Source organism: Streptomyces sp. NPDC041940, from assembly GCF_055589465.1.
Genome location: NZ_JBVJBP010000012.1, coordinates 94,429 through 109,954, shown reverse-complemented (window position 1 = coordinate 109,954; position 15,526 = coordinate 94,429). Strand labels below are relative to the sequence as shown.

Genomic DNA, 15,526 nt, shown 5'->3' with positions numbered 1-15,526 from the left:
GATGAGGTCGCGCCGGGGTCAAGCCGGTGTTCGCAGCCGGGTCACCCGTCGGAGGGACGCCGGGGACGAGTCGCCGATCGGGTCCCAAGGTGCGTCAAATCCCCCGGATCCCACCTGAGAGTGCCCGATTTCGCTGCATATCGGCCGTGCTTCAGTCGAGAACAAGCCATGAACGAGGGCTTCTGCGGGCACCGCCCCGTCGCCGGGTGGCTCCGGAGAGTAGTTGTGGCACGCCGATGCACGCGGCATCACTTACGAAGGGTTATGGTGGAACCCCCCCCCTCGGGCCGGTCCGTCTCCCCCCCACGGACCGGCCCGATTTTTTTCTGTGCGGGGGCTGGCCGGAACACCGGCCGGAATACTTCGTTCCGCACCCATGGGCGGCTCGCGGACGCGGCAGGGGTAGGCTTCGCCTCCGGGGACTGCCGCACGGGCAGGGACCGCCCGCGGCCACGACCCGGCCGCACATCGCGGCCTGTCCGATCCTTACGGAGGGGCTGACAATCACGTGAACCTGCGCGACAAGCTGCGTGGCCTGCTGGTCAGGCTGTACGCACGCCGGGTGGAAGGTCACCTGGACCACGCTCAGGTGCCCAACCACATCGGCGTCATCATGGACGGCAACCGGCGCTGGGCGAAGGCAGCCGGTTCCAGCACGGTCGACGGTCACCGGGCCGGCGCCGGAAAGATCGAGGAGTTCCTCGGCTGGTGCAGTGAGACCGACGTCGAGGTCGTGACCCTCTGGTTGCTGTCGACGGACAACTTCGACCGGCCTCAGGACGAGCTCGGTCCGCTGCTCGGCATCATCGAGGACGTCGTGCGCACCCTGGCCGCCGACGGCCGCTGGCGTGTGCACCACGTGGGCACCCCCGACCTGCTGCCCTCCGGGATGCAGACGGTCCTGAAGGAAGCCGAGGAGACCACCGCGCAGGTCGACGGGATACTGGTCAACGTCGCCATCGGCTACGGCGGCCGCCAGGAGATCGCCTACGCCGTGCGCTCCATGCTGCTCGACGCCCACGAGAAGGGCACCTCGATGGAGGAGCTCGCCGAGGCCGTCGACACCGACATGATCGGGCGTCACCTCTACACGAGCGACCAGCCCGACCCCGACCTGGTGATCCGCACCAGCGGCGAGCAGCGGCTGTCCGGATTCATGCTCTGGCAGACCGCGCACTCCGAGTACTACTTCTGCGACGTGTTCTGGCCGGCCTTCCGCAAGGTGGACTTCCTCCGCGCCATGCGCGACTACGCCGCCCGCCACCGGCGCTTCGGCGGCTGAGCCGTACAACGCTGAACATTTCCGAGGTGCCGTAGGCCGCCCGGCGGAGGCCCGGGCACCACGGTCACCGCACGTCGCAACCCGTCCCGGTACCCCTCCGAAGACGCACGTAACACGGAGTTCACCGGCTCGCCGTCATATGCCGTGGCATGGCGACGCTCGTTCGAGGGCATAAGTCAGTCAGGTCGACGCCCGAACCACGGGTGTCGTATCTCAGCGGACGGCACGGGGCCGTCCGCCCGGGAGGCCCTTTGCACCAGCCCGATCGTGCGGTCACAGCACGGACGAAGAGGCGGAGGGCCGGTTCTCGGCCCGCGCAGGGCGGCCGACGACCGGTCCAGCTCCACTCCGTCGCTCCCCGACCTCTTCCGAGGGGGTACGTCCTTCCGTGGTGACCAGCACAAAGCGCCACAAGCCAGACCGGCGCACCTATGTCCTCGACACCAGCGTTCTGCTGGCCGACCCCAACGCCCTGAGCCGCTTCGACGAGCACGAGGTCGTGCTCCCCATCGTCGTGGTGACGGAACTGGAGGCCAAGAGGCACCATCCCGAACTCGGCTACTTCGCCCGGCAGGCCCTGCGTCTGCTCGACGACTACCGGATTCGTCATGGCCGTCTGGATTCCCCGATTCCGACCGGGGATCTCGGCGGGACCATCCGTGTCGAGCTCAACCACTCGGACCCCAGCGTGCTGCCCAGCGGCTACCGCCTGGGGGACAACGACTCCCGCATCCTCGCGGTCGCCCGCAATCTGCAGGCCGAGGGGTTCGACGTCACCGTCGTGTCCAAGGATCTCCCGCTCAGGATCAAGGCGTCGTCCGTGGGTCTCCTCGCCGAGGAGTACCGCGCGGAACTCGCCATCACGGACTCCTCCGGCTGGACCGGAATGTCCGAACTGACCCTGCCCGGCGAGCAGGTGGACATCCTCTTCGAGGAGGGACACGTCTACGTCCCCGAGGCCGCCGAACTCCCGGTGCACACGGGCCTGACCATCCAGTCGGAGCGCGGCAAGGCGCTCGGCCGGGTCACGCCCGAGGGCAACATCCGTGTCGTACGCGGGGATCGGGAGGCGTTCGGCATCAAGGGCCGCAGCGCCGAGCAGCGCATCGCGCTCGACCTGCTGCTCGATCCGGACGTCGGGATCGTCTCCATGGGCGGCCGGGCCGGCACCGGAAAGTCGGCGCTGGCGCTGTGCGCGGGCCTGGAGGCGGTGCTGGAGCGCCGTCAGCACCAGAAGGTGATGGTCTTCCGTCCGCTGTACGCGGTGGGCGGGCAGGAGCTCGGCTATCTGCCCGGCTCCGAGGCGGAGAAGATGAGCCCCTGGGCTCAGGCCGTCTTCGACACGCTGTCGGCGGTCACCAGCCGGGAGGTCATCGAGGAGGTCACCGCGCGCGGGATGCTGGAGGTCCTGCCGCTCACCCATATCCGCGGCCGCTCGCTGCACGACGCGTTCGTGATCGTGGACGAGGCACAGTCACTGGAAAGGAATGTGCTTCTGACCGTTCTGTCCCGGATCGGGGCCAATTCACGGGTGGTTCTCACCCATGACGTGGCGCAGCGGGACAACCTCAGGGTCGGCCGGTACGACGGTGTCGTCGCCGTCGTCGAGAAGCTGAAGGGGCATCCGCTCTTCGCGCACGTGACCCTGAACCGGTCCGAGAGGTCCCAGATCGCTGCCCTTGTGACCGAAATGCTCGAAGACGGGCAGATCTGACCGCCCCGCCCCAAGCGGTGGTGGTTACGCAGTAGTTGGCGCCGTTCGGAAAGGCGAAGAGCCTAGCCGGGCGGCGCCTTCGCGCGTGACGGTTTCCGTGAATCTCCTGGGTCAAACGGGATGTGAGCTTTCACACCCAACACAGAATTGCCTTGCCCCGTCGTGTTACGGCAGAGTCTCACTCCTGTCAGGCCCCGCATACGACACACCTGTACCCCCAGCGGTACGGCACCACAAAAGCAACAGCATCAACTGCATAGCGATGTCGTATGCCGCCCGCGCACCACGCGGCACTCCCTTCCGAGGGAGTTGCCCACCGGGCCCGTGCCTCCCGTGACCCGTAGTTGGGGAGGCCAGCGTCAAGGGCACGATTGCGTCCGCGAGGGTCACCGAAGCGGGCGATGCTGGAAGGAAACCGTGTGAGCCGGATCTCGGTCCGGGGATTCGCAGTGGCTTCGGCCACGGCGGTCACCGCTGTTGGAAGCGTCGTCGGCGTTGCCTCGGGCAGCACCGCGCAGAACAACGACGCCGAAGCGACGGCAAACGGCACGACGTTGCTCGCGGACATCCCCTCGGGTCAGCAGGCCCAGGTGCAGACCGCGTCGCTGACGCAGCAGGCCGACGTGCAGGCCATCGCCGCCGACGTGAGCGCGAAGAAGGATGCCGAGGAGGCCGCCCGCAAGGCTGCCGCCGACACGGCGATCGCGAAGAAGGCGGCCGCCGAGAAGGCGGCGAAGGAGGCCAAGGAGCGCGCGGAGGCCAAGGAGGCCGCCGCCAGCCGTTCCAAGGACATCTCCGACATCCCCGTCTCGAGTTCCTACTCGATCGCGCAGATCCAGGCGATGGCCCGGGGGATCGTGCCCTCCGGTCAGTTCCAGTGCTTCAGCAACATCGTGGACCACGAGTCCGACTGGAACTACAAGGCCGTCAACCCCTCCTCCGGGGCCTACGGCATGTTCCAGGCGCTGCCCGGCACCAAGATGTCCTCCGCCGGTGCCGACTGGCGGACCAACCCGGCCACCCAGATCAAGTGGGGCCTCGGCTACATGAACGACCGCTACGGCAGTCCGTGTGACGCCTGGTCGTTCTGGCAGGCCAACAACTGGTACTGAGCCACCCGGCCTTCGGGCCGCTGCCATCCTCAGCGTGAGCCCCACACCGTCGTACGGTGTGGGGCTCACGCCATGTACGGTCGGACCATGTCGCGAGTGCCTGGGTGGCTCGGCCGGCTCGGCGCCGGACTGACCGAGATGAGCGAGCAGTGGAACGAGCGCCGCGCCGAGGCCGAACGGGAGCGCGGCGAAGCCGAGTCCCGGACGCCGGCCGACGAGTACGTGCCGCCGCCCCCGGGCTACGCGCCCGACGTTCCCGCCCGGCCCGATCCGGCGCTGGCCGTGCCGTGGGGGGTGCGGGTCGCGGCCGAGGCCGCCTGGCGGCTGCTCATCCTCGCGGGCACCCTGTGGGTGCTGATGCGGATCATCAGCGCCGTCCAGTTGGTGGTGCTGGCGTTCGTGAGCGCGCTGCTGATCACCGCGCTGCTCCACCCGACCGTGGGGAGACTGCGGCGGCTCGGAGTGCCGCGCGGGCCGGCCACCGCGCTGACCGCGATCCTCGGCTTCGTCATCATGGGCCTGATCGGCTGGTTCGTGACCTGGCAGGTCATGGAGAACATCGACGACCTCTCGGGCCAGATCCAGGACGGCATCGACGAGTTGCGGAACTGGCTGCTGAACAGCCCCTTCCACGTCACGGACAAGCAGATCAACGAGATCGCCAAGAACCTGCGTGAGGCGGTCGGCGCGAACACCGACGCGATCACCTCGGCGGGCCTGGAGGGCGTGACGGTCGTCGTCGAGGCGCTCACCGGGATCCTGCTGGCGGTCTTCTCCACCCTGTTCCTGCTGTACGACGGCAAGCGGATCTGGGAGTGGACGCTCAAGCTGGTTCCGGCGGCGGCGCGGCCGGGAGTGGCCGGGGCCGGTCCGGCGGCGTGGCGGACGCTGACGGCGTATGTGCGGGGCACGGTGATCGTCGCGCTGATCGACGCGATCTTCATCGGTCTCGGGATCTACTTCCTCGATGTGCCCATGGCCGTGCCGCTGGCGGTGTTCATCTTCCTGTTCGCGTTCATCCCGCTGGTGGGCGCCGTGGTGTCCGGGGCGCTGGCCGTGGTGGTGGCGCTGGTCACCCAGGGGGTGTTCACGGCGGTCATGACGCTGGTGGTGGTGCTCGCGGTGCAGCAGATCGAGGGCCACATCCTGCAGCCGTTCATCCTCGGGCGGGCGGTGCGGGTGCATCCGCTCGCGGTGGTGCTGTCCGTCGCGTGCGGAGGGATGGTGGCCGGGATCGGCGGTGCGGTGGTCGCCGTGCCGCTGGTCGCGGTGACGAACACGGTGGCCGGCTATCTGCGGTCGTATTCACGGGGGTCGGCGCTACGGCATTCGGTACGGCCGCGGGGCGCCACGGCGGTGAGCGCCGAGCCTCCTGCCCCGGACCCGCCGCCGGAGAGTACGCCCAGGACATGAAACAGGGCCCCGTCCACCATGCCCAGGTGACGGGGCCCTGTAGTTCATCGCCCGCGGTTCATCGCCCGCGGCCGGGCGTCACTCCGCCAGGACCGCCTCGGCGTCCAGCGTCACGCCGACCGCCTGGATCACGGACGCGATCTTGAAGGACTCCTGGATGACGTCACGGTCGATGCCGGCCTTGCGCAGGACCTGCTCGTGCGAGTCGAGGCACATGCCGCAGCCGTTGATGGCGGAGACCGCGAAGGACCAGAGCTCGAAGTCGACCTTGTCGACGCCCGGGTTGCCGATGACGTTCATCCGCAGGCCCGCGCGCAGGGTGCCGTACTCGTGGTCCGAGAGCAGGTGGCGCGTGCGGTAGAAGACGTTGTTCATCGCCATCACCGCGGCCGCGGCCTTCGCCGCCGTGTAGGCCTCCGGCGACAGGTTCGCCTTCGCCTCCGGCTCCAGCTCGCGCAGCACGATCGGGGAGCGCGAGGCGATGGCCGTGGCCAGCACCGTGCCCCACAGCTGCTGGGCCGGCAGGTCGGAGTTGCCGATGACCGAGCCCAGGTTGAGCTTCAGGTCCTTGGCGTAGTCCGGTATCGCGGACTTCAGGTTGTCGAGGGACATCTCAGATCACTCCCCGGACAGCAGCGCGACGGGGTCGAGCGTCTCGTCGCCCTTGCTCCAGTTGCAGGGGCACAGCTCGTCGGTCTGCAGGGCGTCGAGGACCCGCAGGACCTCCTTCGGGTTACGGCCGACCGAACCCGCGGTCACCATCGAGAACTGGATCTCGTTGTTCTGGTCCACGATGAACACCGCGCGCTTGGCGAAGCCGTCCTCGCCCTCGATGCCCAGGTCGCGCATGAGCTCGTGCTTGGAGTCCGCCATCATCGGGAACGGCAGGTCGCGCAGGTCGTCGTGGTCCTTGCGCCAGGCGTGGTGGACGAACTCGGAGTCACCGGAGAAGCCGAGGACCTGCGCGTCGCGGTCGGCGAACTCCTCGTTCAGCTTGCCGAAGGCGGCGATCTCGGTCGGGCACACGAAGGTGAAGTCCTTGGGCCAGGCGAAGATGACCTTCCACTGACCCTCGTAGGTCTTGTGGTTGATCTGCTCGAACTCCGCGCCCTTCTCCAGCGAGACGCAGGCGGTCAGGTCGAACTCGGGGAACTTGTCACCGACGGTGAGCACACACTCTCCTTGCAGCGAAGAAACACCCGGATTGCGGGTGTTTCCCATGGGTTGGACTGTGTTGATGTTGGCACAGCCTCGATTGATTACGGAAATAGCTACACTCGGTCGGGTTGATCGGAGGTAGTTATTAGTGACTTTGGGTAATAAGCGCAGGCAGCCCAGCCTCGCCCAGCTGCGTGCCTTCGCGGCCGTGGCCGAGCATCTGCACTTCCGGGACGCCGCCGGGGCGATCGGCATGAGCCAGCCCGCCCTCTCGGGTGCCGTCTCGGCGCTGGAGGAGACACTCGGAGTGACGCTCCTGGAGCGTACGACGCGCAAGGTGCTGCTCTCACCCGAGGGCGAGCGGATCGCCGTACGGGCCAAAGCGGTGCTGGGCGAGGTGGGCGCCCTCATGGAGGAGGCCGAGGCGGTGCGGGCCCCGTTCACCGGGGTGCTGCGGCTCGGGGTGATTCCGACGGTGGCGCCCTATCTGCTGCCCACGGTCCTCAGGCTCGTCCACGAACGGTATCCGCACCTCGACCTCCAGGTGCACGAGGAGCAGACCACCAGCCTGCTCGACGGTCTCACCAGCGGGCGGCTCGACCTGCTGCTGCTCGCGGTGCCGCTCGGCGTGCCGGGCGTGAGCGAACTGCCGCTCTTCGACGAGGACTTCGTGCTCGTCACCCCGCTCGGCCACCGGCTCGGCGGGCGCGAGGGCATTCCGCGCGGGGCGCTGCGCGAGCTGAACCTGCTGCTGCTGGACGAGGGGCACTGCCTGCGCGACCAGGCCCTCGACATCTGCCGGGAGGCCGGCCGTGACGACGTGCCGGTCACCACGACCGCCGCCGGGCTGTCCACACTGGTGCAGCTCGTCGCCGGCGGGCTCGGTGTCACGCTGCTGCCGCGCACGGCCCTCACGGTCGAGACCTCCCGCAGCGACCAGCTCCTCACCGGCTACTTCGCCGACCCGGCCCCCACCCGCCGGATCGCCCTGGCGATGCGGACGGGGGCGGCCCGCGGCGCCGAGTACGAGGAACTGGCGGCGGCTCTGCGGCAAGCGCTGCGGCCGCTGTCCGTACGGGTCGTCGGCGAGGACGCCTGACGCTCCGTACGGACAGCGCCCGTAAGGGGTCCTGCTCCAGCCGCCGGGCAGCGGGCCGTAGGGGGTCCTGTTGGGTCCGCCGGGCAGCGGCCTGTGCGGAGTCCTGCTCCGGCCGCCGGGCAGCGGGCCGTAGGGGGCCTGTTGGGTCCGCCGGGCAGCGGCCCGGGCGGAGGGCTACTCGGTCCGCAGGCCGTCCGGACGCATCAGCTTCCACAGCGGCGGCAGGCTCAGCAGGGTCACCACCAGGACGACCCCCGCGCCGATGCCGGTCATCGACAGCACGCTCGGCCAGTCCACGCGGACGGAGGTGTCCGTCATCCGCAGCAGGACCGCGCCCAGGGCCATGCCCACCGTCGCGGCGAGCAGCAGGCCGAGACCGATCGGGATCGCCGTCTGCCACAGCACCGACAGGCTGAGCGTACGGCGCCGGGTGCCGACGGCGACCAGCGACGACAGCAGCTTGCGGCGTTCGCGCAACTGCTCCAGCTGCGAGACCAGCAGGCTCGCCCCGATCAGCGCCAGTACACACGCGGCGCCGACGGACAGGCCGGTGCGGATCGTGGCGTAGCGCTCGTTGCTCTCGACGCTCTGCCAGGTCATGGGCTGGGCGACCGGGTCGAGACGCGCGGCCGTGTTGCGCACGTACTCCTCGGCGTCCGGCACGGAGCGGTCGAGACTCAGGTAGAGCTGCCCAGAGGCGAACGACTCGAGGCTCTCCGGCAGCGCGCCGGGCGTGATGAGGATGCCGCTGCGCCGGTACCCGGTGGGGTCCTGGCGGGACTGGGCCTGACGGATGTCCTTCGGCACGGTCCAGGAGGTCCAGCGGTCGCCGGACCCGGTGGTGTCCCCGGGGTTGGCCCACAGGGTCCTGCCGGGCTCGGCCAGCCGGGCGGTGTCCGAGTCGAACTCCCCGCCCCTGAGGGCGAAGACCGCACCGTCGCGGCAGGCCGGCAGTGTGGCCACCTCGCGCAGCGAGGCGCAGTCGGCGACGGTGAACGAGACGTAGGAGTCCCCGTCGTCGCCACGCTCGGCGCCGAGATAGCCCTCGTTCAGCGCGGTGACCTTCCGTACCCCCTGGGTGTCGCGGAACGTGCCGGCCACCGAGGCGAGCTCGGCATCCAGCGGCGCCTGCACCTGCATCTGGGCCCGGGAGACGTCGTACCGCGACTGCTGGGTGTAGCTGCCCTCCACTCCGGCGAACAGCATCTGCAGTGCGATCGCCCCGGCGACCGCCACCGCGATGCCGTTGACCATGCGGGCCGCCGTACCGCTGCTCAACTGGAGCCTGCGTACCGCCAGTTGCCAGGCGACCCCGCCGGAGCCGAGCCGGGCGACGACCGTCTCCACGATCCAGGGCAGCAGGGCCGTGACGCCGACGAGCAGCAGGATGACGCCGCCGACGACCAGGTACTCGTTGAAGGAGCCGCTGTCGCGGCCCTGCCCGACCATGGGCAGGAGCATCGCGAGCCCGCCCACGGGCAGCAGCAGTCGCCACCACAGCCGGCGGCGTGCCGGCTTGGCCGTGCGCACCACGCCCAGCGGCTCGATGACCACCCCGCGCAGGGCGAAGAGGGTCACCAGCACGGCGGCCGTCGGCACCGCCACCGCGACCAGCGCGGCCAGCAGGGGAGAGGGGTTCAGATAACTCGGGAACACGCTGACGTGGAACACCTCCAGGGTGGCCGCCAGCTGACGCCCGAGCAGGAAGAACCCGGTGCCGAGGACGAGTCCCAGCACGGATCCGGCCAGCGCCTCGCCGGCCGCGATCCGCCGTGTCATCCGGCTGTCGGAGCCGACCAGCCGCAGTGCCGCGAGCCTGCGGTCGCGCCGCTCGCCGCCGAACCGCACGGCCGCGGCGATGAAGACGGCGACCGGCATGAGCAGCACCACGAAGACGACCAGGACCAGCAGGAGGAGCACCGGGTCCCAGGGGTCGGACGACGCCAGGTCCGGGTTGCCGAAGTGGTCGATCCGGGCCCCGGAGACGGTGTCGAGGCGGTCCGCGAGCCCTTTGCCGCCCGCGAAATAGGCGAGTTCCTGGGAGCCGACGAGACCCTGCTCGCCGATGGTGCCCGTGACCCGGTAGTCCAGCCGGTCCCGCAGCAGCTTCCCCTCACCGGAGGCGAGCAGCTCCTTCAGCGCGGGGGAGACGACCATCTCGCCCGCCGCGGGAAACTCAGCAACACCCGGCGGCAGCGGGGCCTTCGGACCCTCCGGCTCCAGCAGCCGCCCGCGGACGTCCAGGTCCCGGAAGGTCGTGTCCGCGTCCAGGACGACCAGGGAGTTGTCGGCCTTCGGTATCTTCTCCTGGCTGTAGGTGTGGTCGCTGCGGGCCTCCTCGCGCCGGTCCCGCTCCGCCAGCGCGTTCGGGATGGCGGTGGTGAGCAGCAGCAGCGCCACGCCGAGCCCGACGCCGACGGCCGTGAGCAGCGCCCGGGTCCATCCCTCGCGTCCGCCGGCGAAGGCGTACCGGGTGCCCATCGCCAGGTCCCGGCTCCACTGCCGTGCGCTCATACGACGCGCTCCATGTCCCGGGACTTCCCGTCCCGTACGACGATCTCGCGGTCGGAGTAGGCGGCGACCCGGGCCTCGTGGGTGACGAGCACGACGGCCGCGTTGGTGGACCGGGCGGCTTCGGTGAGCAGTTCCATCACGCGTTCGCCGTTGAGTGAGTCGAGTGCTCCGGTCGGCTCGTCGGCGAAGATCACCCGCGGGTTCGTCACCAGCGAGCGGGCGACGGCGACGCGCTGCCCCTGACCGCCGGACACCTCGCCGGGCCGCTTCTTGCGCAGCTCGTCGACCTCGAGACGCTCCATCCATGCCAGCGCGGTCCGCTCGGCCTCCTTGCGGGGCGACCCGTTCAGGCGCAGCGGGAGCGCGACGTTCTCCACACAGGTGAGTTCCGGCACGAGCTGGCCGAACTGGAAGACGAACCCGAACTCGGAGCGTCGCAGCGCGCTGCGCTCGGCGTCGCTCATCGAGGTCACCTCGCGCTCGTTGTACGTGATCGAGCCCGAGTCGGGCATGACGATTCCGGCGAGGCAGTGCAGCAGTGTCGACTTGCCCGAGCCGGACGGGCCCATGACGGCGACGACCTCGCCCGGGTGGATGGAGAACTCGGCGCCGTCGAGGGCGCTGGTCGGGCCGTACGCCTTGCGCAGGTCCTGCGCGGTGAGCAGGGAACCAGCGGGAATGGTCATCGGGCCACCGCCTCACGGAGCTTGTCCAGACGCGCCGCGGTCAGTTCCAGCCAGCGCAGGTCGGCCTCCAGGTGGAACAGGGCGTGGTCGCAGATGAGCTGGTCGGCCAGGTCGCCCTTGCGCTTGCGGTCGGTGAGGATCCGCATGCTGCGCAGGTGCTCGGAGCGCTGGGTGTCGAGGATGTCGGCGGCGTCGCGGTGGGTGAGCAGCGCGAGGACGACCTTGGTGTAGAGGGTCGACTGGAGGTACGGCTCCGGCTTCTCCGGCGTGGCGAGCCAGCGCTCGACGTCGGTGATGCCGGCCTCGGTGATCGCGTACCGCTTGCGCTCGGGCCCGTCGCCCGCCTCGATGCCGTCGACCTGGACGAGCCCGTTCTTCAGCAGCCGGGACATCGTCGAGTAGACCTGGCCGTAGTGCAGCGGCCGGTCGTGACCGAACTTCTCGTCGAAGGCCCGCTTCAGGTCGTAACCGTGGCGCGGGCCGGACTCAAGGAGCCCCAGGAGAGTGTGACCGATGGACATGTCCCGCACTCTACACACCGTGTATACGTCGCATGTATACGCCGGGTGTGCAGCTCATGGCCGGGGGTGCTGGAACGCAGGTCGGGGCCGGTTGTCACAGTTCTGCGACATCCGGCCCGTCCGGCGCTCGAGGGCGGGGCCGTTCAGGCCGGCGGGGGTCCGGGGGCGGAGTCCCCGGAGGGCCCGGGCGGCCGGCCGCGCCGAGGCAGTGGTCCCGTGTCCCGCGGCAGGCGACCCGCCTCGGCCAGCGCCTTCCGCAGCAGGAACTCGATCTGGGCGTTCGCCGACCGCAGCTCGTCCCCGGCCCAGCGCGCCAGCGCCTCGTACACCGCCGGGTCCAGCCGCAGCAGCACCTGCTTGCGCTGCTGCTGCGGCCGGCGCTGAGGGCCCGGACCCTCGGGCGGCACGGTCACTGGTAGAGGGACCCGGTGTTGAGGACCGGCTGCGCGGCGCGGTCCCCGCACAGCACCACCATGAGGTTGGAGACCATGGCCGCCTTCCGCTCGGAGTCCAGCTCCACGATGTCCCGCTCGGTGATCCGGGCGATCGCGGCCTCGACCATGCCGACCGCTCCGTCCACGATCTGCCGCCGGGCCGCGACGACCGCTCCGGCCTGCTGGCGCTGGAGCATCGCCGAGGCGATCTCGGGGGCGTACGCGAGGTGTGTGAAGCGCGACTCGATGATCTGCACCCCGGCCGCCTCCACGCGCGCGTGCAGTTCGACGGCGAGCTTCTCGGTGATCTCCTCGGCGTTGCCGCGCAGCGAGAGGCCGTCCTCCTCGTGCGCGTCGTAGGGGTACTCGATGGCGATGTGCCGCACGGCCGCCTCGGTCTGGGTGGAGACGAACTCGATGTAGTCGTCCACCTCGAAGGTGGCCTGGGCGGTGTCCTCGACCCGCCACACCACGACCGCGGCGAGCTCGATCGGGTTGCCGTAGGCGTCGTTGACCTTCAGGACGGCGGTCTCGTGGTTGCGGACCCGCGTCGAGATCTTCGTGCGCGAGGTGAGCGGGTTCACCCAGCGCAGGCCGTCCTCCCGGATCGTCCCCCGGTAGCGGCCGAAGAGCTGGACGACCCGGGCCTCGCCGGGCGCCACCATGTTCAGCCCGCACATGGCCAGGAACGCCGCGAGCGCGACCAGGATGCCGCCGATGATCAGGCCGGCCTTCGCGCCGGACCCGTCCACCGCCGTGGCGGTCGCGATCAGCCCGGCACCGGCCAGCAGTCCGAGCAGACCGAGGAGCAGGGCGAGCCCGCCGCCGATGCTGTGCGCGGTGAACTCCCGTACACGTGGGGCCGGCATCTCGGGCACGTCTGCGGTGACCTGCGTGTCGTGTGTGGACATGGGTGAATCCCCCGTTCTTCGCGCGGAGCCATCCTGCATAGCGTCCGTCTATCTAAGTGATATCACTTTTCCCGGTCTTGGCAACCCTTCGGGTGCCTCGAACGTCGGTTCCGTTGGGATGGGTGCTGATTGTCACGCCCGCAAAGGGCCGGATCGGCAGCCCTATCTCTTATCTCCCGGTGTTAGCTTTCTGAGCTGACCTGAGCGGCGAACCTGTGTGACGCGTGAGCACACATGAACGAAGCGGAGCGGATCGGACCCATGGGACGAGCGGAAGAGAGACGCGCCCGACAGCGCGGTGGGCGCCGGGCGGCACCCAAGAGCCACCGTTCGTCGGCCCCGGCCGGGAAGAGCGGCATACGCAGGCTCTTCACCTGGAAGAAGCTCCTCGGCACCTTCTTCGGCCTGTGCCTGCTCGGCATGGGTGCCTTCATCGTGCTGTACATGGTGATCGACATCCCCGAGGGGAACGCCGACGCCAAGCGGCAGAGCAACATCTACAAGTACAGCGACGGCGCGATCATGGCCCGCGACGGCAAGGTCAACCGCGAGGTCGTCGACCTGTCCAGGGTCCCCAAGGAAGTCCGGCAGACCTTCGTCGCGGCCGAGAACAAGACCTTCTACAAGGACGCCGGCGTCGACCTCAAGGGCACGGCCCGCGGCGTGGTCAACACGCTCTCCGGCCGTGGCGCCCAGGGCGGTTCGACGATCACCCAGCAGTACGTCAAGAACTACTACCTGACGCAGGAACAGACCGTCTCGCGCAAGCTGAAGGAACTGGTCATCTCGCTGAAGCTGGACCGGGAGAAGTCCAAGGACTACATCCTCGCCGGCTACATCAACACCAGCTACTACGGCCGCAACGCCTACGGCATCCAGGCCGCAGCCCAGGCCTACTACCGCAAGGACGCCGAGGACCTCTCGGTCGCGCAGGGCGCCTACCTCGCCGCGCTCCTCCAGGCACCGAGCCAGTACGACTGGGCGGTCGCCTCCGAGGGCGGCAAGAAAATGGCCAAGGCGCGCTGGAACTACGTGCTGAAGAACATGGTCGAGGAGGGCTGGCTGAGCCAGTCCGAGCGTGACGGCATGAAGTTCCCGGTGCCGAAGGAGCCCAAGCCCGCCCCCGGCATGGAGGGCCAGAAGGGCTATCTGGTCAACTCGGCCAACGCGACCCTGGAGAAGCAGCTCGTCGCCGACGGCACCGCGAGCAGCCGCAAGGAAGCCGAGGCGATGGTCAACGCCGGCGGCTGGACCATCACGCTCAACATCGACAAGAAGAAGCAGGCCGCGCTGGAGAAGTCCGTCCAGCAGCAGCTGACCAGCAAGCTCGACCCCGACAAGCGCAAGGTCGACGGGGACGTCCAGGCCGGCGCCGCGTCCGTGAACCCGAAGACGGGCGCCGTGGTCGCGATGTACGGCGGCACGGACTACTTCAAGCACTACATGAACAACGCCACCCGCGCCGACTACCAGCCGGCCTCCACCTTCAAGCCGGTCATCCTGGCCGCGGCCCTGGAGGAACAGGCGCAGACGCAGGACGGCAAGCCGATCGCCGCGAACACGGTCTACGACGGCACGAGCAAGCGCCAGGTCGTGGAGGACGGCAGCAAGGTCGGCTTCGCCCCCGAGAACGAGGACGACCAGAACTACGGGCCCATCAGCGTCCAGACGGCGATGAACAAGTCCGTCAACTCCGTCTTCGCGCAGATGGGCGTCGACGTCGGCATGTCCGAGGTGGTGAAGGTCGCCGGCAAGCTCGGCATGGACACCGAGAACATGGAGGCCGTGCCCGCCCAGACCCTCGGCAGCATGGGCGCGAGCCCTCTGCAGATGGCCGGGGTCTACGCGACCCTCGACAACCACGGCAAGAAGGTCACCCCGTCCCTGGTGAAGTCGGCGGAGCACCTGAACCAGAAGGTCACCATGCCCGACCCGGTCGGCGACCAGGTCATCAGCAGGGAGGCCGCCGACTCGGTGACCTCGGTGCTGACCGGCGTGGTCGACGACGGCACCGCCCAGGCCTCCGTACGGAACAACCCCGAGCGCGACGGCCAGCAGGTCGCGGGCAAGACCGGTACGTCCGACAACAACAAGTCGGCCTGGTTCACCGGCTACACGCCGAACCAGGTCACCTCGGTGGGCCTGTTCGGCGAGGACGCCAAGACCCACGCGCAGGTCGCGATGTACAAGGCGGCCGGCAAGCCCCGTGTCGACGGCGGTGGCTTCCCGGCGCGGATCTGGGCGGCCTACACCTTCGGCACGATGGGCGAGGTCGCCAAGTTCGACCTGGACACCCAGCAGGGCGCGGCCGTCCAGCCGACCTGGACGCCGACGCCCACGCAGTCGGAGACCGAGGAGCCCAGCCAGGAGCCGACGACCGAGGAACCGTCGTCGTCCCCGCCGCCGACGACGGAGGAGCCGAGCAGCTCGCCGCCGCCGTCGAACCCGTCGACGTCACCGCCGACCTTCACCCCGCCGACGACCCCGGGGACGGAACCCCCGCCCACCGACGGCGACCCGTTCGACCCGGTCAGGCCGGGCGACGAGGACTAGGAGACGAGGACTAGGAGACGAGAAGGGGGGCCCGGCATCACGCCGGGGGCCCCCTCTACCCGTTTCGTGTCTCCGGGGGGGGTGGGCTCGAAACAAAAAAACTCTCCCCTGCTGAGACAGGTCGCACCC

General features: G+C 69.5%; 13 protein-coding genes. 6 read left to right on the top strand and 7 right to left on the bottom strand.

Annotated elements, in window-relative coordinates; genetic code table 11:
- Positions 1-508: 508 nt before the first annotated feature.
- From ACZ6I3_RS21365 to ACZ6I3_RS21350, 4 genes are all read left to right on the top strand, one after another.
- Positions 509-1,282: an isoprenyl transferase gene (locus tag ACZ6I3_RS21365; protein ID WP_469416474.1), complete on the top strand. Its 774-nt coding sequence runs from the start codon at positions 509-511 to the stop codon at positions 1,280-1,282.
- Between the two features lie 388 nt (positions 1,283-1,670).
- Positions 1,671-2,996 (top strand): PhoH family protein, encoded by a 1,326-nt coding sequence (locus ACZ6I3_RS21360; RefSeq protein WP_469416472.1) that lies wholly within the window; start codon positions 1,671-1,673, stop codon positions 2,994-2,996.
- A gap of 419 nt (positions 2,997-3,415) precedes the next feature.
- On the top strand, positions 3,416-4,108 hold the full coding sequence (locus tag ACZ6I3_RS21355; protein ID WP_469416471.1) for an aggregation-promoting factor C-terminal-like domain-containing protein: 693 nt from the start codon (positions 3,416-3,418) through the stop codon (positions 4,106-4,108).
- Positions 4,109-4,195: 87 nt separating this feature from the next.
- A complete protein-coding gene (locus ACZ6I3_RS21350) occupies positions 4,196-5,521 on the top strand; it encodes an AI-2E family transporter (RefSeq protein ID WP_469416470.1) in 1,326 nt (441 codons plus the stop codon).
- Positions 5,522-5,599: 78 nt separating this feature from the next.
- On the opposite strand, the gene ACZ6I3_RS21345 is transcribed toward ACZ6I3_RS21350, so the two are convergent.
- Together ACZ6I3_RS21345 and ACZ6I3_RS21340 are read right to left on the bottom strand one after the other, a co-directional pair.
- Positions 5,600-6,133 carry an alkyl hydroperoxide reductase gene (locus tag ACZ6I3_RS21345; protein WP_215118847.1) on the bottom strand — a complete coding sequence of 178 codons (534 nt, stop codon included), beginning with the start codon at positions 6,131-6,133 and terminating at the stop codon, positions 5,600-5,602.
- Positions 6,134-6,139: 6 nt separating this feature from the next.
- On the bottom strand, positions 6,140-6,694 hold the full coding sequence (locus tag ACZ6I3_RS21340; RefSeq protein WP_184590931.1) for a peroxiredoxin: 555 nt from the start codon (positions 6,692-6,694) through the stop codon (positions 6,140-6,142).
- A gap of 133 nt (positions 6,695-6,827) precedes the next feature.
- Between ACZ6I3_RS21340 and ACZ6I3_RS21335 the strand changes: the two genes are divergently transcribed.
- Positions 6,828-7,778 (top strand): LysR substrate-binding domain-containing protein, encoded by a 951-nt coding sequence (locus tag ACZ6I3_RS21335; protein WP_469416469.1) that lies wholly within the window; start codon positions 6,828-6,830, stop codon positions 7,776-7,778.
- Between the two features lie 174 nt (positions 7,779-7,952).
- Here the strand turns inward: ACZ6I3_RS21335 and ACZ6I3_RS21330 are convergent, their stop codons facing one another.
- From ACZ6I3_RS21330 to ACZ6I3_RS21310, 5 genes are all read right to left on the bottom strand, one after another.
- Entirely contained in the window at positions 7,953-10,292 is a 2,340-nt protein-coding gene (locus ACZ6I3_RS21330) for an ABC transporter permease (RefSeq protein WP_469416467.1), read from the bottom strand.
- The gene (locus ACZ6I3_RS21325; protein ID WP_469416466.1) at positions 10,289-10,978 is read right to left on the bottom strand and encodes an ABC transporter ATP-binding protein; all 690 of its coding nucleotides are present in this window, start codon (positions 10,976-10,978) and stop codon (positions 10,289-10,291) included. The genes ACZ6I3_RS21330 and ACZ6I3_RS21325 overlap by 4 nt, the downstream gene beginning before the upstream one ends.
- Positions 10,975-11,499 carry a PadR family transcriptional regulator gene (locus tag ACZ6I3_RS21320; protein WP_469416465.1) on the bottom strand — a complete coding sequence of 175 codons (525 nt, stop codon included), beginning with the start codon at positions 11,497-11,499 and terminating at the stop codon, positions 10,975-10,977. The genes ACZ6I3_RS21325 and ACZ6I3_RS21320 overlap by 4 nt, the downstream gene beginning before the upstream one ends.
- Before the next feature lie 143 nt (positions 11,500-11,642).
- A complete protein-coding gene (locus tag ACZ6I3_RS21315; RefSeq protein ID WP_469416463.1) occupies positions 11,643-11,912 on the bottom strand; it encodes a type II toxin-antitoxin system antitoxin in 270 nt (89 codons plus the stop codon).
- On the bottom strand, positions 11,909-12,844 hold the full coding sequence (locus tag ACZ6I3_RS21310; protein WP_469416462.1) for an SPFH domain-containing protein: 936 nt from the start codon (positions 12,842-12,844) through the stop codon (positions 11,909-11,911). Before ACZ6I3_RS21310 ends, ACZ6I3_RS21315 begins: the two co-directional genes overlap by 4 nt.
- 261 nt (positions 12,845-13,105) lie before the next feature.
- Here ACZ6I3_RS21310 and ACZ6I3_RS21305 point away from each other — a divergent pair, with 261 nt between their 5' ends.
- Positions 13,106-15,397 carry a transglycosylase domain-containing protein gene (locus ACZ6I3_RS21305; RefSeq protein WP_469416461.1) on the top strand — a complete coding sequence of 764 codons (2,292 nt, stop codon included), beginning with the start codon at positions 13,106-13,108 and terminating at the stop codon, positions 15,395-15,397.
- Positions 15,398-15,526 lie beyond the last annotated feature (129 nt).